The organism is Cupriavidus taiwanensis LMG 19424 (genome assembly GCF_000069785.1).
GTDB classification, from domain to species: domain Bacteria; phylum Pseudomonadota; class Gammaproteobacteria; order Burkholderiales; family Burkholderiaceae; genus Cupriavidus; species Cupriavidus taiwanensis.
Window position 1 is genome coordinate 253,049 of sequence record NC_010530.1, and the last position, 18,367, is coordinate 271,415.

Annotated in this window: 15 protein-coding genes; 14 read left to right on the plus strand and 1 reads right to left on the minus strand. The window is 67.7% G+C overall.

The features are described from left to right. Nucleotides 1-190: 190 nt before the first annotated feature. Nucleotides 191-1,213, plus strand: coding sequence for a tyrosine-type recombinase/integrase (locus tag RALTA_RS16920; protein WP_012355090.1), 1,023 nt, complete (start codon nucleotides 191-193; stop codon nucleotides 1,211-1,213). Between the two features lie 145 nt (nucleotides 1,214-1,358). Next, the gene (gene galE, locus RALTA_RS16925) at nucleotides 1,359-2,378 is read left to right on the plus strand and encodes a UDP-glucose 4-epimerase GalE (RefSeq protein WP_012355091.1); all 1,020 of its coding nucleotides are present in this window, start codon (nucleotides 1,359-1,361) and stop codon (nucleotides 2,376-2,378) included. Between the two features lie 85 nt (nucleotides 2,379-2,463). Here galE and RALTA_RS16930 read toward each other — a convergent pair whose 3' ends face one another. Further along, entirely contained in the window at nucleotides 2,464-2,772 is a 309-nt protein-coding gene (locus RALTA_RS16930) for an H-NS histone family protein (protein ID WP_012355092.1), read from the minus strand. Between the two features lie 542 nt (nucleotides 2,773-3,314). Between RALTA_RS16930 and RALTA_RS16935 the strand changes: the two genes are divergently transcribed. The 12 genes from RALTA_RS16935 to cheA all read left to right on the plus strand — a co-directional run bounded on the left by RALTA_RS16935 (nucleotide 3,315) and on the right by cheA (nucleotide 18,364). Then, a complete protein-coding gene (locus RALTA_RS16935; protein ID WP_012355093.1) occupies nucleotides 3,315-5,126 on the plus strand; it encodes a methyl-accepting chemotaxis protein in 1,812 nt (603 codons plus the stop codon). A gap of 113 nt (nucleotides 5,127-5,239) precedes the next feature. Next, nucleotides 5,240-7,213, plus strand: a complete 1,974-nt coding sequence (locus RALTA_RS16940) for a putative bifunctional diguanylate cyclase/phosphodiesterase (protein WP_012355094.1) — start codon at nucleotides 5,240-5,242, stop codon at nucleotides 7,211-7,213. 157 nt (nucleotides 7,214-7,370) lie between these two features. Further along, nucleotides 7,371-7,763: a response regulator gene (locus RALTA_RS16945; protein WP_012355095.1), complete on the plus strand. Its 393-nt coding sequence runs from the start codon at nucleotides 7,371-7,373 to the stop codon at nucleotides 7,761-7,763. A gap of 140 nt (nucleotides 7,764-7,903) precedes the next feature. Next, nucleotides 7,904-8,380: a chemotaxis protein CheW gene (locus tag RALTA_RS16950; RefSeq protein WP_012355096.1), complete on the plus strand. Its 477-nt coding sequence runs from the start codon at nucleotides 7,904-7,906 to the stop codon at nucleotides 8,378-8,380. 118 nt (nucleotides 8,381-8,498) lie between these two features. After that, complete coding sequence (locus RALTA_RS16955) at nucleotides 8,499-10,142, plus strand: methyl-accepting chemotaxis protein (protein WP_012355097.1); 1,644 nt, start codon at nucleotides 8,499-8,501, stop codon at nucleotides 10,140-10,142. Between the two features lie 117 nt (nucleotides 10,143-10,259). Then, entirely contained in the window at nucleotides 10,260-12,083 is a 1,824-nt protein-coding gene (locus RALTA_RS16960; RefSeq protein ID WP_012355098.1) for a methyl-accepting chemotaxis protein, read from the plus strand. A gap of 8 nt (nucleotides 12,084-12,091) precedes the next feature. Next, nucleotides 12,092-12,826 (plus strand): DUF4088 family protein, encoded by a 735-nt coding sequence (locus tag RALTA_RS16965; protein ID WP_012355099.1) that lies wholly within the window; start codon nucleotides 12,092-12,094, stop codon nucleotides 12,824-12,826. Nucleotides 12,827-13,307: 481 nt separating this feature from the next. Continuing rightward, a complete protein-coding gene (gene flhD / locus RALTA_RS16970; RefSeq protein ID WP_010812713.1) occupies nucleotides 13,308-13,625 on the plus strand; it encodes a flagellar transcriptional regulator FlhD in 318 nt (105 codons plus the stop codon). Continuing rightward, the gene (flhC, locus tag RALTA_RS16975; protein ID WP_012355100.1) at nucleotides 13,622-14,227 is read left to right on the plus strand and encodes a flagellar transcriptional regulator FlhC; all 606 of its coding nucleotides are present in this window, start codon (nucleotides 13,622-13,624) and stop codon (nucleotides 14,225-14,227) included. Before flhD ends, flhC begins: the two co-directional genes overlap by 4 nt. Before the next feature lie 119 nt (nucleotides 14,228-14,346). Next, the gene (gene motA / locus RALTA_RS16980) at nucleotides 14,347-15,210 is read left to right on the plus strand and encodes a flagellar motor stator protein MotA (protein WP_012355101.1); all 864 of its coding nucleotides are present in this window, start codon (nucleotides 14,347-14,349) and stop codon (nucleotides 15,208-15,210) included. A 33-nt stretch (nucleotides 15,211-15,243) separates the two neighbouring features. Then, a complete protein-coding gene (motB, locus tag RALTA_RS16985; protein WP_012355102.1) occupies nucleotides 15,244-16,209 on the plus strand; it encodes a flagellar motor protein MotB in 966 nt (321 codons plus the stop codon). A 142-nt stretch (nucleotides 16,210-16,351) separates the two neighbouring features. After that, a complete protein-coding gene (gene cheA / locus RALTA_RS16990; protein WP_041232429.1) occupies nucleotides 16,352-18,364 on the plus strand; it encodes a chemotaxis protein CheA in 2,013 nt (670 codons plus the stop codon). Nucleotides 18,365-18,367: the final 3 nt, after the last annotated feature.

The window sequence follows — 18,367 nt, forward strand, 5'->3', positions numbered from 1 at the left end:
GGGCGCTGTAGGGTACTGCGATCTCGTTCCGGTTTTATGCAACCAGTTGCATAGTGGATTGAAAGGTAGCATGCCGCGTGGCCCGCTGCAAGTTCGGCACGCCGTCTGGCGGCGCGCAGTGACGCGTTGTCTACAATAGTCGGGTTCGTCCGCCGGCCGCCGGCCTGATGCGGGAAGAGCAGGAGAGTCCGTGACCACCAAGCCCAGCGCCGCCCAGCTAGAGCAGGCGGCCTTGTTCGATGCCGACCTGGCCGCCTGGCGCGACCACCCCGAGCGTGCGTTCGACGGCTGGCTGGCGCAGCATGGCTTTCGCCATGGCACCAGCGTGGTGTACCGCGCCATGTGGGGCAAGCTGCTGCGCTGGTCGGCCGAACGCGGCCTGCCGCCGCTGAGCTGGTCCGCCGAGCAGCTCGGCGAGTTCCTGGACGCGCAGCAGCTGCACAAGTCGCACCGCTATCGCTATGCGCGGCTGATCGAACGGGTCTTCCACCACCTGTCCCGCTTGCGCGAGGGCATGCACAACCCGGGCAGCCAGGCGGTGCGCGCCCATCTGGCCGAGGGCGAGAACGACCCCACGGCATTCCTGCTGCCCGGCGAGCGTGACCTGCTGGTGGCGCGCATCCTCGGCCCGGCCGGCGCGCCGGCCGGCGATGCCGGCGCCGCGGCATCGCCCACGCAATGGAAGCGCGCGCGCGACGCGGCCCTGCTGGCCGTGCTGCTCGGCGGCGGCCTGAAGGTGGGCGAGGCCCGGACGCTGCGCCTCGACGTGATCGCCGACGGCGCGCCCGGGCGGATGGCGCTGCGCATGGTGCGCGCCGACAACGGCCGGGCCTACACGGTGCCGCTGTTTCCGCTGGCGCATGCGCCGCTGCGGGCCTGGCTGGCACTGCGCGAGGCATCCGGCACGCTGGGCACCCTGGTGTTCCCCGCCATGCCGACGGGGCGGCCGATGCACGCGGCGTCGATCTACCGACGCGTGGAAATCCTGCTGGATGAAGCCGGGGTGCTTGCCGGGCGCAGCGAACGCGCGTCGCCGCAGACCTTGCGCAACACCTGCGCGGCCATGCATTTCGAGGCCGGCACGGCCCCCGCCGAGGTGGCGCAATGCCTGGGCATGCGCGACCTGGAATCCGGGTGGCGGCTGCGGGCGGCGTACGAGGCGTGGCAGGCGCGGGCCGGCCTGCTGGCGCCGGCCGCCGCGGCGCCTGGCTGATGCGGCGCTCGGCGCGCGGCCAGGCCGCCATGGCACTTGGTGGATAATAGGCAGCTTGCCGCGTCGGGAGCCGCGTCCGTGTTATTTGTCGCGCACACGTGCCGGCGCCCGCCGCAAACGCTTAACCGAATCCATCCCATCCCTCATGCCTGAAACCCTGCTGCTGACCGGTGCTACCGGCTATATCGCCTCGCATACCTGGGTTGCGCTGCTCAATGCCGGCTACCACGTGATCGGCCTGGATAATCTGTGCAACAGCAGCCCGGCCGTGATCGAGCGGCTTGCCACCATTACCGGCCAGTCCCCGCATTTCGTACAGGGCGACGTGCGCGACCGCGCGCTGCTGGACCGGCTCTTTGCCGAACACCGCATCAGTGCGGTGATTCATTTTGCCGCGCTCAAGGCCGTGGGCGAATCGGTCAGCCAGCCGCTGGCCTATTACAGCAACAACCTCGACGGCCTGCTGACAGTCTGTGCCGCAATGGGCGCGGCCGGGGTGAAACAACTGGTGTTCAGTTCCTCGGCAACGGTTTATGGCAATCCCCACGCCGTGCCGATCCTGGAGGATTTCCCGCTGTCGGCCACCAACCCCTATGGCCAGACCAAGCTGATGGGGGAGCAAATCCTGCGCGACCTCGAAAAATCGGATCCGGCATGGCGCATTGCCTACCTGCGTTATTTCAATCCGGTGGGCGCGCATGAAAGCGGCCTGATCGGCGAAGATCCGCGCGGGATTCCCAACAACCTGATGCCCTATGTGGCGCAGGTAGCGGCCGGACGCCGCGACCAGCTGATGGTATTCGGTGGCGATTACCCGACCGTGGACGGTACCGGCGTGCGTGACTATATCCACGTCTGCGACCTGGCCGATGGCCACCTGGCGGCGCTCAATTATCTGCGCCAGCAGGGCCGCGGCATGACCGTGAACCTGGGCACGGGGCGCGGCTACAGCGTGCTGGAGGTGGTACAGGCCTACCAGCGCGCCAGCGGCAGGCCGGTGCCGTACCAGATCGTGGACCGGCGCCCCGGCGATATCGCCGCCTGCTACGCCGACCCGGCGCTGGCCCATCAGCTGCTGGGCTGGCGCGCGCAGCATGACCTCGACCGCATGTGCCAGGACTCGTGGCGCTGGCAGTCGATGAACCCGCACGGGTTCGACGCCTGACGACCCGGCCCGGCTTCCGGGCCGGCCAAAACAAAAACGCCACGGATGCTTCCGTGGCGTTTTGCCGTCTGCCGGATCGCGCGCTTCAGCGGATCAGGAAGTCCTCGACCGATTTGCCCTGGGCCAGGGCCTGGGTCAGCCAGCCCGGACGCTTGCCGCGGCCGGTCCAGGTATTGCCGGCGCTGTCGCGATAACGGACCGGCACCTTGCGGTTGGCCGCCTTCTTGCCGGCCGGGGCCTTCGCGCCAAAACCCAGGTCTTCCGCGGTCAGGCCATATTGCTCGATTTTCTCGCGAATATCCGCGATCACCGCGGATTGTTCGCGTGCCTTGATTTCCTCGGCCTGCTTCTGCAGTTCGCTGATTTTCTGAACGATTTCCTGATACGTCGCCATTGCGTCCTCGGTTTCCGGTGATTGAATTGCGCTGGGTGCGCCTGGGGGCGGGAAAATGCTGAAAACAATTATAACGGGCCGGCTGCATGCTGCAAATCCCGGCCGCGTTATCACCGGGGGTTTTTGCGAAAATTCTTGGCGCCGATAATTGTGTGAACTTTCGGTGTCAGGTGCAGTCTCCGCGGATTTTGGCGGGGACGGGGCATGGCAGTGGTGGAAAGCGGGAGGAAATGGCAACGGTATTCGCCAGCCATCCGACCGCTCTGTCGGCGGTGGTGCGGATACCAGCTCCGCCATTAATCCGCCCGCATTTACGGACAGCACCGCGGCGGGGTTTCCCTGCTGGCTGCCGTCGCCAGGACGCACGTGGCGCATATCCGACATGACGTTTATCGCCAATCTATAAAACCGGGCTGGCCGGGCAGCGACTCAAGGATGAGGGGGGCGCGCCGTTATCCGGGCAGGGCGGATCAATGCGGTAACGATCCTGCCGGACCGGGGCAAGGGGTGTGTCCCGCGGATTGCCAGTGTCTTCATTCATCATGTCCTTCCACAACAATATTCAGATCAAGACCCTGCTACGGGGCGCCATGGGAATCCTGTCGCTGCTGCTGTTGCTGGTCGGCGGGGGCGGCCTGTACGGCATCTCGCAGAGCAACGACGCGCTCAAGGAAACCTATGCCAACCAGCTTGGCTCCACCGTCGCGCTCAGCGATGCGATGCTGGCCACCACGCGCATGCGCCTGGCGCTGGACCGCAACGTGATGCAGGGCGAGCAGGACGACCCCAAGGTCAACGTGGATCGTTCCCGCGTGTTCGTTGAGGCGTCGGACGCGGCATGGAAACGGTATATGAGCCTGCCGCAGAATGCCGAGGAAAAGGCGCTGGCGGCGGAACTGGGCAAGCAGCGCCAGGCCTTCATGGAGCAGGGTGTGCTGCCGCTGCAGGCGGCCTCGCTGGCGGGCAACCAGGAAGAGGCGGTGCGCCTGGCGAAGAAGGTGCTGCCTGACCTGCAGCGCAGCATGTCGAGCGCGCACGAAAAGCTGCAGAAATTCCAGATGGCGGCCGGCGAAGCCAATTTCGCCGCGGCGCAGGCCGGCTTTGCGCGCATCCGCATGCTGTCGGTGGTCATGATCGTGCTGGGCCTGGCGGTGGCCGCGCTGTGCACGGTCACGCTGAACCGCGCCATCGTCGCGCCGGTGCAGGAGGCGCTGGCGGTGTTCGAGCGCATCGCCCGCGGCGACCTGACCGCGCGCATCACCAGCATCTCGAAGAACGAGATCGGGCGCATGATGCAGGCCCTGGCCGCGATGCAGTCGAGCCTGTCGGGCATCGTCGCTGAAGTGCGCGGCGGGGCCGATTCGATGGCGTCGGCCACGCAGCAGATTTCCACCGGCAACCTGGACCTGTCGCAGCGCACCGAGGAACAGGCCTCGTCGCTGGAAGAAACCGCCGCGAGCATGGAGGAGCTGACCACGGTGGTGCGCCAGAACGCCGACAATGCGCGCCAGGCCGGCGTGCTGGCGAGCGAGGCCTCGCAGATCGCGCTCAAGGGCGGCGAGGTGGTGGGCCGCGTGGTCGATACCATGAACGAGATCAACGGCGCCTCGCGCAAGGTGGTGGAAATCATCAGCGTGATCGAGGGCATCGCCTTCCAGACCAACATCCTGGCGCTCAATGCCGCGGTGGAAGCCGCACGCGCCGGCGAGCAGGGGCGCGGTTTCGCCGTGGTGGCGGGCGAGGTGCGCAGCCTGGCGCAGCGCTCGGCCTCGGCCGCCAAGGAAATCGAGGCGCTGATCAGCGAGTCGGGCCAGCGCGTGGAAAGCGGCACCCGGCTGGTCGCCGAAGCCGGCCAGACCATGGGCGAGATCGTGCAGGCGGTGCGCCGGGTCACGGACATCATGAACGAGATCGGCGCCGCGTCGCAGGAGCAGACCAGCGGCATCGAGCAGGTCAGCCAGGCCGTGGCCCAGATGGACCAGGTCACGCAGCAGAACGCCGCGCTGGTCGAAGAGGCCGCCGCGGCTGCCGGTGCGCTGGAAGAGCAGGCGCAGAAGCTGAAGAGCGTGGTGTCGGTATTCACGGTCGGCACGGACGCGGCGCCGGCGATGGCAGCAAATGCCGCGGCAAAGCCTGCGGCGAAATCGGTGGCATCCCCGGCGCCGGCTACGCTGGCCGTCGCCGCGTCCAGCCGCACCGCGCGCACCACGGCGGTGCGTAACGTGCCAGGCGCCGCCTCCCACCGGGCTGCCGGCGCGCCCGAAGCCAGGCCGGCAAGCACGTCGGCAACCCGGCCCGCGGCACGGCCGGCCCTCGCCGCGACCGGCAGCGACGATGACTGGAGCGCGTTCTGACCCTGCGTTCGTGTCATTGCCTTGTTCCCATGGCGACTGCAAGATGACATGATGCGGGGTTTGCCCCGCGTCCTGACCGTCTTCGCGCATTTTCTTCATCATCGCGCAGCCCAATGATTGCCCTGAGTTCCGTCCTGTTGCTGCTGGCCGCCCTGCTGGGCGTTGCCGCCGCCCTCGGCATTCGCGCCGGGCGCGCGGACCAGCGGGCCGGCAGCCGGTCGCTGCGCGTACTGACGTGGTCGGCGGCGCTGCTGTCGCAATTGAGCATCGGCATGCCGGTGCTGGTGGTGGGCTTGTCAGGCAGCGTGCCGGCCGTCAACGACACCGCGCAGCTGGCGGCCAGCTTTGCCGCCGCGGCGGCGGCCACCACGGCGGTCAAGTTGCTGGTGCAGTGGCTGCGCCAGGGCGCGCGCCTGTGGCGCGGCGCGGCGCTGATGGCGGTGGTGGCCGGGGCCGGTCTGGTCGCAGCCGCCGGCACGCACCTGGGCCGCTCGTGCGGCGCCGGCACCGTGACCGCGCGCGATTGCCTCGACGCCGCCGGACTGCCGCACCCGGCCTGGCTGGCGGGCGGGCTGACGGCGCTGTGCGCGCTGCTGTTCGCCGTCCACCGGGCGCAGTCGCGCGGCTGGCTGCCGGCGCCGGCACGCGCCGACGCCGCCCTGGCCGACGAACTTGCCGATGACTTGCCGGTGCTGCATCGCGGCGCCGAGCCGCGGCTGGCTCGGCGCGGCGCCCGCATCCCCGGGCGCCCGGGCCGGCTGACCGTGCGTGCAGCCGCGCGCGGCCACGACACGGTGGGCGAATACAGCGTGGCGACGGTGATGCCGGACCGCGTGGCCTTCGGCCGCTGGCTGGACCAGGCCATCAGCCAGGCCCGGCTGGCCGAGACCGGCTGCGCCGTGCTGCTGATCCATATTGCCGATTACCGCGAAGTCGACGAGGTCTTCGAAGTCCGCGCCGACGACATCCTGGCGCAGGACGCCGGCGCGCTGGCGCAGGCCGTGCTGGAGCCGCACGACTTCCTGGCTCGGCTGGCGCGCGACGAATTTGCCGTGGGCGTGCCCGAACTGGTCCACCATGGCCGCGCGCAGGAGCTGGGTTCGCGCATGCTCGGCTCGCTGGCGGAGTTCATCGCCGCGCGCGGGCTGCAGATGCAGATCGGCGTGAACATCGGCATCGCCATCTATCCGCGCGACGCGCAGACCTCCGAGCAGCTGATGCAGGCGGCCCGCGTCAGCCTGGCCGAAGCGCGCCAGAGCGGCTCGAACCAGGTGCGCCTGTTCAACAGCGCCGCCGGCGAGCGCGCGCGCCGCACCCGCGTGATCCGGCGCGACCTGTGGGTGGCGATCCAGGACGATACGCTGTCGCTGCAGTTCCAGCCTAAGTACGACGCGCGCCGCCGCACCGTGGTCGGCGCCGAGGCCCTCTGCCGCTGGCGCCATCCCGCGCTGGGCCAGGTCAGCCCGGCGGAGTTCATCGCCGTGGCCGAGCAGTCGGGCCAGATCGACAAGCTCGACGACTGGGTCCTGACCAGCGTCTGCCGCCAGGTGCGCCAGTGGCGCGACGCCGGCGTGCCGACGGTGCCGGTGGCGATCAATGTCTCGGGGCTGCGCTTTGCCAGCCGCAATTTCCCGCAATACCTGCTGGAGCAGATCCACCAGCACGACATCCCGCCGTCGGCGATCACGCTGGAAATCACCGAGACCGCGGCGATGAAGGACATCGGCAAGTCGCTGGAAACGCTGGCCGAGCTGCAGTCGCTGGGCATCCAGGTGGCGCTGGACGACTTCGGCAGCGGCTATTCCAGCCTGGGCTATCTCAAGCGGCTGCGCGTGGGCACGCTCAAGATCGACCGCACGCTGATCGGGGGCCTCGATACCGATGCGCAGGGCCGCGCCATCGTCGGCTCGATGGTGGCGCTGGCGCACGAGCTGCGCATGAAGGTGGTGGCCGAAGGGGTGGAGTCGGCCTCGCAGCTGGACATCCTCAACGAGATGGGTTGCGACGAGGTGCAGGGCTACCTGCTGTCGCTGCCGCTGGACGCCGCCGGCTTCGGCGAGGCCCTGCGCGCGCAGTCCGCGGCCTGACGCCTAAAGCCGGGCCGCCGCGCCGCCGATAACCGGTCTGGCAGGCTGGCCCGCGTGGGGCCCGGCCCTGTGCCGGCCCGTCCGTCGCCGGCCGCGTGGCCCATGCCATCGATCTTCCTGGCGGACCCAACCCGTTCCTGCACCTCCGGAGGCGCCCATGTCATTGCCCAGCATCCTCGTCGTCGACGATTCGCCCTCGCTACGCCGCATGATCGGCGCCTGCCTGCGCGCCGGAGGATTCGACGTGACCGAGGCCGCGGACGGCGACCAGGCGCACGCGCTGGCCGTCGCTGGCAGCTTCGGCATGCTGGTTACCGACCAGGTCATGCCCGGCATGGACGGCCTCACGCTGATCCGCAGCCTGCGCGCCACGCCGCGCTACGCGCGCATGCCCATCCTGATGCTGACCACCGAGCAGGACGGCAGCATCCGCGAACAGGCCCGCGCCGCCGGCGCATCCGGCTTCCTGCCCAAGCCGTTCGACCCGGACGGGCTGATGCAGGCCGTGGCCGCGCTGCTGGAAGCGGCATCCCCTACGTCGGAAGGGTGAGGAAAGCGGCGGCGTCGCCCTTCAGTCACCCCGGATCCTGCCGTAAACACTGGTGGGCGAAGTCACGCCCCGGCGCAGCCAGCGGCCCTGTCCGCTGCGGCGCCAGACACCAGCATGAGCCAAATTTGGGGGGCTAGACGATGCAGCACATCGACAAGGCGGACGGCGCGGGCGAGGAGTTCCTGGCCTTTACCCTGGGCCGCGAGGAATACGGCGTCGATATCCTGAAGGTGCAGGAGATCCGCGGCTACGAGTCGGTCACCCAGATCGCGAATGCGCCCGATTACATCAAGGGCGTGATCAACCTGCGCGGCATCATCGTGCCGATCATCGACCTGCGCATCAAGTTCCGCCAGCCCAACGTCAGCTACGACCAGTACACGGTCGTGATCATCGTCGACCTCAACGACCGCACCACCGGCATCGTGGTGGACGGCGTCTCCGACGTGCTGACGCTGAGCGCCGCGCAGATCAAGCCCACGCCGCACTTCTCCGGCGAACTGGCGACCGACTATATCCGCGGCCTGGGCTCGGTCGAGCAGCGCATGCTGATCCTGGTCGACATCGAGAAGCTGCTCAATACCGAAGAACTGGCCGCGCTGGAAGCGGTGTCCTGATCCTGCCGCAGCGCCCCCCGCCGTTTGGCACGCGCCATCCGCGCGCCAGACCGAACCCGCCCGCGGCGCGGCCGCATGGACCCATGCGGCGCGCCACAGGCACGCAGTACAGACTTAGATGCGAAACAACCAACCCGTCACGCAGCGCGAGTACCCGCTGTCTCCGTCCGACTACCTGATCTCGCGCACCGACCTCAAGGGCCGTATCACCTTTGCCAACCGCACCTTTATCGAGGCCAGCGGATTTGCGGCGGAGGAATTGCTGGGCGCGCCGCATAACCTGGTGCGCCACCCCGACATGCCGCCCGAGGCCTTCGCCGACCTGTGGCAAGACCTGCAGGCCGGCCGCACGTGGATGGGCGTGGTCAAGAACCGCCGCAAGAACGGCGATTTCTACTGGGTCAATGCGACCGTGACGCCGACGCGCGTCGACGGCCGCGTGGTGGGCTACACCTCGGTGCGCTCGATGGCCACGCGCGAGCAGGTGCAGGCCGCCGGCGCCGCTTATGCACGCTTTCGCGCGGGACGTGCCGACGGGCTGGCGATCCGCCACGGCGCGGTGGTGCGCACCGGCCTGCGCGGCCTGGTGCAGCGCCTGCTGCGGCTGAACCTGAAGCGCCGCATCCTGTGGGCGCAGGCCGGCGGCCTGGCGTGGTTCCTGGCCGCGCTGGTCGCGGTGGAAGTACTGGGCGGCACCGGCGCCGCTGCCTTGCGCCCGTGGCTGTGGGGCGGCTTTGCACTGGCGCTGGCCTCGTCCTTCGCCGCCGGCACCATGCTGCTGGCGCGCGTGGAGCGGCCGGTGCGCGACATGCTGGACTTCGCGCTGCGGATGGGCGCGGGCGACCTGACCACGCGCTTCGAGCACCGCAGCGCCGACGAGATCGGCGCGCTGGCGCAGGCGATGCAGACCATGCAGCGCAGCCTGCTGTCGGTGGTGCACGAGATCCAGGAAGGCATGGCCAGCATCTCGACGGCCACGCGCCAGGTGGCGGCGGGCAACAACGACCTGTCGCAGCGCACGGAGCAGCAGGCGGCGTCGCTGGAGCAGACCGCGTCGAGCATGGAAGAGCTGACCAGCACCGTGCGCCAGAACGCGGACAACGCGCGCCAGGCCAGCGGCCTGGCGGCCAATGCTTCGGACACGGCGCTGCGCGGTGGCGAAGTGGTGGGCCGGGTGGTGCAGACCATGGATGAGATCAACGATGCGTCGAAGAAGATCGTCGACATCATCGGCGTGATCGAAGGCATCGCGTTCCAGACCAACATCCTGGCGCTGAACGCGGCGGTGGAAGCAGCGCGCGCCGGTGAGCAGGGCCGCGGTTTCGCGGTGGTGGCGGGGGAGGTGCGCAGCCTGGCGCAGCGCAGCGCCAACGCGGCCAAGGAGATCAAGGGCCTGATCGGCGATACGGTGGCGCGCGTGGACAACGGCTCGGCACTGGTCGGCCAGGCCGGCCAGACCATGGAAGAGATCGTGCAGGCGGTGAAGTCGGTCACCGACATCATGGCCGAAATCAGCGCGGCGTCGGCCGAGCAGAGCTCGGGCATCGAGCAGGTGAACCAGGCGGTGGCGCAGATGGACGAGGGCACGCAGCAGAACGCGGCGCTGGTCGAGGAAGCGGCCGCCGCGGCCGGCGCGCTGGAAGAACAGGCGCTGCGGCTGCGCGATGCCGTGTCGACCTTCCGCGTCAGCATGCAGGCGGAAGTGCGGCCGCAACGCCAGCCCGCCTCTGCGCGTGGCGATGCGGTGCTGGCGCGGGCGTAGGCCGCGGCACCCGCACGGCAGGGATCGAAGTGAAGGCAGGCGCGGCTTTCCGCGCCGCCAGCGTACACCGGGTGCGGCAGGCCGTGCCCGAGGCTTCAGTTACAAGGGGGAGTTGCTATGCATTGGTTCAATCAATTGCGCGTCACGACCAGGCTGGTTGCCGGATTCCTGGTCGTTGCCGTGATCGGCGCCGTGATGGGGCTGCTGGGCGTCGTCAATATGGGCCGCATGGCCGACTGGACCGGCAAGATCTACAACGACGACCTGCGCGCGCTGAAGGCCGTGCAGGACGCCAACATCAACCTGGTCTACGCCAGCCGCTCGCAGATCGCGCTGCTGTCGGCATCGACCATGGGCGAGCGTACGGTCGAGAAGGAGCAGATCGCCAAGTCGCTGGCCGCGATGGATGAACGCATCCGCCAGGTGGCCGGCGCCTTCGAGAAGCCCGAGGGCAAGGCGCTGGTCAAGCAGTACCAGGACCTGTCGCCGGCGTTCCGCGCGCGCATGGAAAAGTATGTCGAGCTGGTGAGCAAGCAGCCGCTGGATACGTCGCAGTTCGAGAGCCAGGTGTTCTCCGAAAGCGCCGACCTGCTCAAGGACAGCCACGCGCTGGAAGCGGTGATGCTGCAGATGGTTAAACGCCGCGACGACCGCGCCCGCAACAACATGGAAGAGGCGCGCAGCGTCTACGACAGTACCCGCCTGTGGATGCTGGGCCTGGTGCTGGGCGGCCTGGCGCTGTCGGTGCTGCTGGGCGTGCTGCTGGCACGCGCGCTGTCGCGCCAGCTGGGCGGCGAGCCGGGGTATGCCGCGGCCATCGCCGCGCGCATTGCCGAGGGCGATTTCTCGCAGCCGGTGGCCACGCGTGCCGGCGACAAGAGCAGCCTGGTGTTTGCGATGCAGCAGATGCAGCAGCAGCTGTCGCGCATGGTGCGGGATTTCAAGGCCTCGGCCGAATCGATCGGCAGCGCGTCGCGCGAGATTGCCGCGGGCAACAACGACCTGTCGCAGCGCACGGAGCAGCAGGCGGCGTCGCTGGAGCAGACCGCGTCGAGCATGGAAGAGCTGACCAGCACGGTGCGCCAGAACGCGGACAACGCGCGCCAGGCCAGCGGCCTGGCGGCCAACGCATCGGACACGGCATTGCGCGGCGGCGAAGTGGTGGGCCGGGTGGTGCAGACCATGGATGAGATCAACGATGCGTCGAAGAAGATCGTCGACATCATCGGCGTGATCGAAGGCATTGCGTTCCAGACCAACATCCTGGCGCTGAACGCCGCGGTGGAAGCGGCGCGCGCCGGTGAGCAGGGCCGCGGCTTCGCGGTGGTGGCGGGCGAAGTACGCAGCCTGGCGCAGCGCAGCGCCAACGCGGCCAAGGAGATCAAGGGCCTGATCGGCGATACGGTGGCGCGCGTGGACAACGGCTCGGCGCTGGTCGGCCAGGCCGGCAAGACCATGGACGAGATCGTGCAGGCGGTCAAGCGCGTGACCGACATCATGGGCGAGATCAGCGCGGCGTCGGCCGAGCAGAGCTCGGGCATCGAGCAGGTGAACCAGGCAGTCGCGCAGATGGACGAGGTGACGCAGCAGAACGCGGCACTGGTCGAAGAAGCGGCCGCCGCAGCCGGCGCGCTCGAAGAGCAGGCTAGCCGCCTGCAGTCCGCGGTGGCGACCTTCCGCCTGGCCGCGGACGACGAGCGCGCGGATCGCTTCGAGGTATTGCCGGCCGCTGCCGCGGTGCCCGCCAAGACCCAGCGCGCCGTCGCCGCAAGCAAGCGTGCGCCCAAGCTTCCCATGGCCAAGGCGGAAGCCGCCGGCGCCGATGAAGCCCCGCGCGATGCGGCGGAGCCGGCGGCAGCCAAGCCCGCACCGCGCGCAGCGGCGATGACGCCGCGGCCCGCGCTCGCCGCTGCCGACAACGGCGACTGGAGCGCGTTCTGAGTGTTGCCATGACGACCGATCTCACCCTGGCCTTGCCGCAGGAGGACGCGGCCAGGCTGCGCAAGGAATTCGAACAGTTCATCGGGGTCTCCACCGGGCTGGACCGCGAATTCCTGCCGCCAGAGTTCAATGATTTCCTGCGCGCGCGGCTGCTGCAGCATGATGGCCCGCTGACCGAGCGCGCGGTCTCGCGGCTGCTGTCCGGGGGTGAGTACGGCTGGGCGCGGCGCGTGTTCGACAAGCAGTTGCCCAATGCGCTCGCGGCGCTGATGCGCGACGCCCAGCGCTTCGGCTTCGGCCTGGCGGTGCAGCCCGGCTGGAGCGGCGAGCAACGCCTGGCGCATGCGCGCGAATGGGCCGCGCAGGTGCTGGCCGAGTGCGGCGCCGATACCGCCTATACCGAGGCCCTGGCCACCCAGGTGGCGGCGTCGGCGGAAGACCTGCGCGCGCTGGAAGAACGCATGCGCACGCCGGCATGGCGCCTGGCCGAAAGCCTGCGGCAGCGCGCCTACGACCTGATGTACGCGCTGCAGACCGAAGACAACGAAGCGGCCGGCCGCGCGCGCGTGGGCGAGTTGCGCGGCATGCTGGGGCTGGCGCTGGAGTACGGCTCGATGCAGCCGGACGAAGCCTCGCGCGTGCTGGAGCAAGTCGAGCGCGTACGCCCGGCATTGTTCCGCGAGGCGCCCGACGATGTGTTCGCGCGCCTCGCGGCATGGCTGCGCCGGATGTTCGCGCATTGAAACGGGCACTGCCGCATCGGTCGATGCGGGTTGGATATTTTGGACAGTATTACGAACAGCAAGCGCAGCGATACACTCCGCGCGGCCTTCGTCAATAGAGGAATCCAGCAGGCTACCAATAGCCGTGCCGGTGCGTTGATGAAGATGACGTTTTGGTGGCTGCCTTGAGCCAAATCAAACGTCAGGCGTGTGACTTGTTACAAAATGTGCCTGTCCAATGTATGTTTCATGCGACATTTGATTCCCCCCCGCGTAAGTAGGGATTGGCATTGCGGGGCGAATGCCGATATAAACGTAACAGTCTTACTTACACTCTGTAACACTTGTAACGGAGTTGATTACAGTTTGACACGGGCGTAGTTCATCAGTCGTACGTTGTACCCGCCCAGCCGCATTCAAACGATCTGGTCGCCGGGCCCCGCGAGGGCAACGGTAAGCGCCGGACAAGCGGCTACGGTGGGTTTTTGGTAGCGGGGATAAATTGGAAAGCAGTGAAGTTCTCCAGGAGATCAGGGAGGTTAACCTCGCCTATCTGCTGCTCGCGCAACGCCTGGTGCGCGAAAACCAGGTCGAAGCCATGTTCCGGCTCGGAGTCAGCAAGGAAATCGCGGATATCCTTGCCAAGCTGACCTCCGCGCAACTCGTCAAGCTCGCGGCATCCAACATGGTGCTGTGCAGGTTCCGCTTCGACGACCATGCGCTTCTGTCTACTCTCACCCACACGGCCAAGAGCCATGACATGCAGCAGATCCATGCCGCGATCCTGCTTGCACGTCAGCCTGTGGAGTCGCTCAATTGACCGCGCTCCTGCAGGCCGAGCCAATCCGGAGTTATACGGCCACCTCCGTACCCAGCCGCAAGAGCGTGCTCCAGGACGCCAACCAGACCCAGCTCGCCATCGAGCTGATCGGCCTGGGCGCGCGCCTGCAGGTGCTTGAAGCCGAGACCACGCTGTCGCGTGACCGGCTGATACGCCTGTACAAGGAGCTGCGCGGCGTCTCGCCCCCCAAGGGCATGCTCCCGTTCTCGACGGACTGGTTCACTACCTGGCTGCCGAATATCCACTCGTCTTTGTTCTTCTCTGCCTACCAGTTCATGGTGCAGGAAGGCGAGACCGTGGGCATCCGCGCGGTGGTGGCCGCCTACCGCCTGTACCTCGAGCATGTTTCGCTGCTCGGCGGTGAAATTGTCTTAAGTTTCACGCGGGCCTGGACGTTAGTACGGTTCTTCGAGAGCAACATGCTGCAGCTGTCCCGGTGCACGTGTTGCGGCGGACAGTTTGTCACGCACGCGTATGAGCCGCATGCGAATTTCGTGTGCAGCCTGTGCCGTCCGCCGTCGCGCGCAGGGAAAGTGAAGAAGCTCTCGAAAGACGCCGCCGCCGTGCAGACCAACGCCTGATCCTGGTCAAGGTCCGCCGGCTGGCAAGCTTGCTGCGCTGGCGGACGGATTCTCTCCGTGCGCCCGTGCATCGGGCCAATGAGCGTGGCTGACGCGCGTTTTTAGACGGGGATCCGATCGTGCTAGTAGTTCTTGGCTATGTCGTCGTGGTAGCGGCGGTGCTTGGCGGTTACGCCATGACCGGCGGCCATATGGGCGCGCTGTATCAACCTGCCGAAGTGGTGATCATCGCCGGCGCCGCCATCGGCGCCTTCATCGCCACCAATACCGGCAAGGCCATCAAGGCCACCGCGCGCGCGCTGCCGGGCCTGTTCAAGAGTTCCAAGTACAAGAAAGAGCTGTACCTGGACGTCATGTCGCTGCTGTACGTGCTGCTGTCCAAGGCACGGCGCGAGGGCATCCTGTTCCTGGAAAAGGAAATCGCCGATCCCGCCGCCAGCAGCGTGTTCAGCCAGTACCCGCGCATCCTGTCGGATCCGGTGGTGATGGAATTCCTCACCGACTACCTGCGCATGATGGTCAACGGCAACATGAATGCGTTTGAGATCGAGGCGCTGATGGATCACGAGATCGAGACCTTCCGCCATGAAGCCGAGATCCCCGCCCATGCGCTGTCGCGCGTCGGCGATGGCCTGCCCGCATTCGGCATCGTCGCCGCGGTGATGGGCGTGGTCCATGCGCTGGGTTCGGCCGACCTGCCGCCGGCCGAACTGGGCGCGCTGATCGCGCACGCCATGGTCGGCACCTTCCTCGGCATCCTGCTGGCCTACGGCTTTATCTCGCCGCTGGCCGCGCGCATCGAGCTGCAGGTGTCCGAGAACGTCAAGGTCTACGAGTGCATCAAGGTGGTGCTGCTGGCTTCCCTGAACGGCTACGCGCCGCTGGTGGCGGTGGAATTCGGCCGCAAGGTGCTGTACTCCACGGTGCGTCCGTCGTTCCTCGAGCTCGACGACCACGTGCGCGAAGTGAAGAGCCTGAACTAAGCAGCCGGCAACGCACGCAGCAAGGGGCACCACATGAGCAGCGCACACGATATGCGTCCGATCATCGTCCGCCGGGCGAAGTCGCACGCCAGGCCGCACGGCAACCACAGCTGGAAGATTGCCTACGCCGACTTCATGACGGCGATGATGGCGCTGTTCCTGGTGCTGTGGCTGCTGTCCAGCGCCAACAAGAAAACGCTGGAAGGCATTGCCGAATACTTCCGCATGCCGCTCAAGGTCGCAATCGTCGGCGGCGAGAAGAGCAGCCAGTCGCCCAGCGTGATTCCCGGCGGCGGCATGGACGTGATGCGCAAGGACGGCGAGATCATGCGCGCGCACGACAACGACCCCAGCGACGAACAGCGCCGCAACGAACAGCAGGAAGCGCAGCGCCTGCGCGCGCTCAAGCAGCGCCTGGAACAGATCATCGAGAACAACCCGGTGCTGCGCCAGTTCCGCCCGCAGCTGCTGCTGGACATCACCAGCGAAGGCCTGCGCATCCAGATCCTGGATACGCAGAACCGGCCCATGTTCCGCACCGGCAGCGCCACCGTCGAAAGCTATATGCGCACCATCCTGCGCGAGATCGGCCCGGTGCTGAACGAGTTGCCCAACAAGGTCAGCCTGTCCGGCCATACCGACGCGGCCAACTATTCCAACGGCGAGCGCACCTACAGCAACTGGGAGCTGTCCGGCGACCGCGCCAACGCCTCGCGCCGCGAGCTGATCGCGGGCGGCATGCAGGAGGGCAAGGTGCTGCGCGTGCTGGGCCTGGCCGCGACCATGCCGCTGGACAAGCAAGACCTGCTCGCGCCGGTCAACCGCCGCATCAGCATCGTGGTGCTGAACCAGAAGGCGCAGGCGCGCTTTGAGGCCGAGAACGCCAGCGCCGCCGAGGTCACGGTGGCGGCGCAGGCCGGCAAGGCCGCGCAGGAGATGCAGGCAGGGCTGGCGGCGGCGTCGGCGCCTGCGGCGCCTTCAAAAGGCACGTCACCATGAAGAACGATGCTTGTCGTTCCCGCGAAGGCGGGAACCCAGTGACTTTCACGTCGGGGGAAACGACGCTGGATTCCCGCCTGCGCGGGAATGACGGTGGCTGTTGCGCCGTCATCAGGAATAACCGCAAGTGACTCAGGACGCCATGTCTGTCGATATCGATATCACTCAGTTTTACCAGACCTTCTTCGAGGAAGCCGAAGAGCTGCTCGTCGAAATGGAGCAGCTGCTGCTCGGCCTGGACATCGAGGCGCCCGATGCCGAGCACCTGAACGCGATCTTCCGCGCCGCGCATTCGATCAAGGGTGGTGCCGCCACCTTCGGCTTCGCCGCGCTGACCGAGACCACCCACATCTTCGAGAACCTGCTGGACCGCACGCGCCGGCAGGAACTGGCGTTGACCAGGACCATCATCGACACCTTTCTGGAAACCAAGGACGTGTTGCAAGACCAGCTCAACGCCTACCGCAACGGCACCGAACCCGATCCGGAAACGCTGGCGCGCATCTGCGCCGTGCTGCAGCAGCTGGCGCAGGAAGCGGCCGGCCATGACGCGGCCCCGGCTCCTGCTCCGGCGCCCGCACCGGTCGCGGCCGCCGCGCCCGCAGCTGCACCCGCTGGCGGCGGCCTGAAGATCCGCCTGATCAAGGTCTCGGCCTCCGACCAGGCGCTGCTGCGCGAAGAACTGGCCAACCTGGGCGATATCACCGGCCAGCAGGAAACCAATGGCGAACTGGTGGTTTGGCTCAACACCCAATGCAGCGCCGACGACATCATCGCGGTGTGCTGCTTCGTGATCGACATCGACCAGATCGTGATCGAAGCCGCGGCCGGTGCGCCGGCGGCGGCGCCGGCCCCGGCCCCGGCAGAAGTTGCCGTTCCCGCGCCCGCGCCAGTGGCTGCTGCACCCGCGCCGGCCCCCGCCGCGCGCGAGAAGGCCAAGGCCGCCCCGGCCCCAGCGCCCGCGCACGGCGAAGGCTCCATCCGCGTGCCCACCGAGAAGGTCGACCAGATCATCAACCTGGTCGGCGAACTGGTGATCACCCAGTCGATGCTGGCGCAGACCGCCTCGTCGCTGGACCCGGTGCTGTTCGACCGCCTGTTCTCCGGCATGGGCCAGCTCGAGCGCAACGCGCGCGACCTGCAGGAAGCGGTGATGTCGATCCGCATGATGCCGATGGACTATGTGTTCTCGCGCTTCCCGCGGCTGGTGCGCGACCTGGCCAGCAAGCTCGGCAAGCAGATTGACCTGGTCACCTTCGGCAAGGCCACCGAGCTGGACAAGAGCCTGATCGAACGCATCATCGACCCGCTGACGCACCTGGTGCGCAACAGCCTGGACCACGGCATCGAAACCCCCGACAAGCGCGTCGCCGCCGGCAAGGACCCGACCGGCCAGCTGATCCTGTCCGCGCAGCACCATGGCGGCAATATCGTCATCGAAGTCAGCGACGACGGCGGTGGCCTGAACCGCGAGCGCATCCTGGCCAAGGCCATCCAGAACGGCCTGCCGGTGTCCGAGACCATCACCGACGAGGAAGTCTGGCAGCTGATCTTCGCGCCGGGCTTCTCCACGGCCGAAGTCATCACCGACGTGTCTGGCCGCGGCGTCGGTATGGACGTGGTCAAGCGCAACATCCAGGAGATGGGCGGGCACGTGCAGATCAGCTCGCGCCCGGGCCTGGGCACCACCATCCGCATCGTGCTGCCGCTGACGCTGGCGATCCTGGACGGCATGTCGGTCAAGGTGGGCGAAGAGACCTTCATCCTGCCGCTGAATTGCGTGATGGAGTCGCTGCAGCCCAAGGCCGAGGACGTGCATACCGCCGCCAACTCGGACCGCGTCATGCATGTGCGTGGCGAGTACCTGCCGCTGCTGGAGATGCACCGCGTGTTCAACGTCGCGGACGCGCTGCAGGAGCCCACACAAGGCATCGCCGTGATCCTGCAGGCCGAAGGCAAGCGCTTCGCGCTGCTGGTGGACCAGCTGATCGGCCAGCACCAGGTGGTGCTGAAAAACCTGGAAACCAACTACCGCAAGGTGCCGTGCATTTCCGCGGCCACCATCCTTGGCGACGGCAGCGTGGCGCTGATCGTCGATGTCGGCGCGCTGCAGCGCACCGGCGTGCGCCGGCAGGAACCGGCGCTGCAGCAGTAATCG

Coding starts and splice junctions, on each gene's coding strand:
- galE (WP_012355091.1), top strand. CDS start 1,359: ATGCCTGAAACCCTGCTGCTGACCGGTGCTACCGGCTATATCGCCTCG.
- RALTA_RS16930 (WP_012355092.1), bottom strand. CDS start 2,772: ATGGCGACGTATCAGGAAATCGTTCAGAAAATCAGCGAACTGCAGAAG.
- RALTA_RS16935 (WP_012355093.1), top strand. CDS start 3,315: ATGTCCTTCCACAACAATATTCAGATCAAGACCCTGCTACGGGGCGCC.
- RALTA_RS16940 (WP_012355094.1), top strand. CDS start 5,240: ATGATTGCCCTGAGTTCCGTCCTGTTGCTGCTGGCCGCCCTGCTGGGC.
- RALTA_RS16945 (WP_012355095.1), top strand. CDS start 7,371: ATGTCATTGCCCAGCATCCTCGTCGTCGACGATTCGCCCTCGCTACGC.
- RALTA_RS16950 (WP_012355096.1), top strand. CDS start 7,904: ATGCAGCACATCGACAAGGCGGACGGCGCGGGCGAGGAGTTCCTGGCC.
- RALTA_RS16955 (WP_012355097.1), top strand. CDS start 8,499: ATGCGAAACAACCAACCCGTCACGCAGCGCGAGTACCCGCTGTCTCCG.
- RALTA_RS16960 (WP_012355098.1), top strand. CDS start 10,260: ATGCATTGGTTCAATCAATTGCGCGTCACGACCAGGCTGGTTGCCGGA.
- RALTA_RS16965 (WP_012355099.1), top strand. CDS start 12,092: ATGACGACCGATCTCACCCTGGCCTTGCCGCAGGAGGACGCGGCCAGG.
- motB (WP_012355102.1), top strand. CDS start 15,244: ATGAGCAGCGCACACGATATGCGTCCGATCATCGTCCGCCGGGCGAAG.
- cheA (WP_041232429.1), top strand. CDS start 16,352: ATGTCTGTCGATATCGATATCACTCAGTTTTACCAGACCTTCTTCGAG.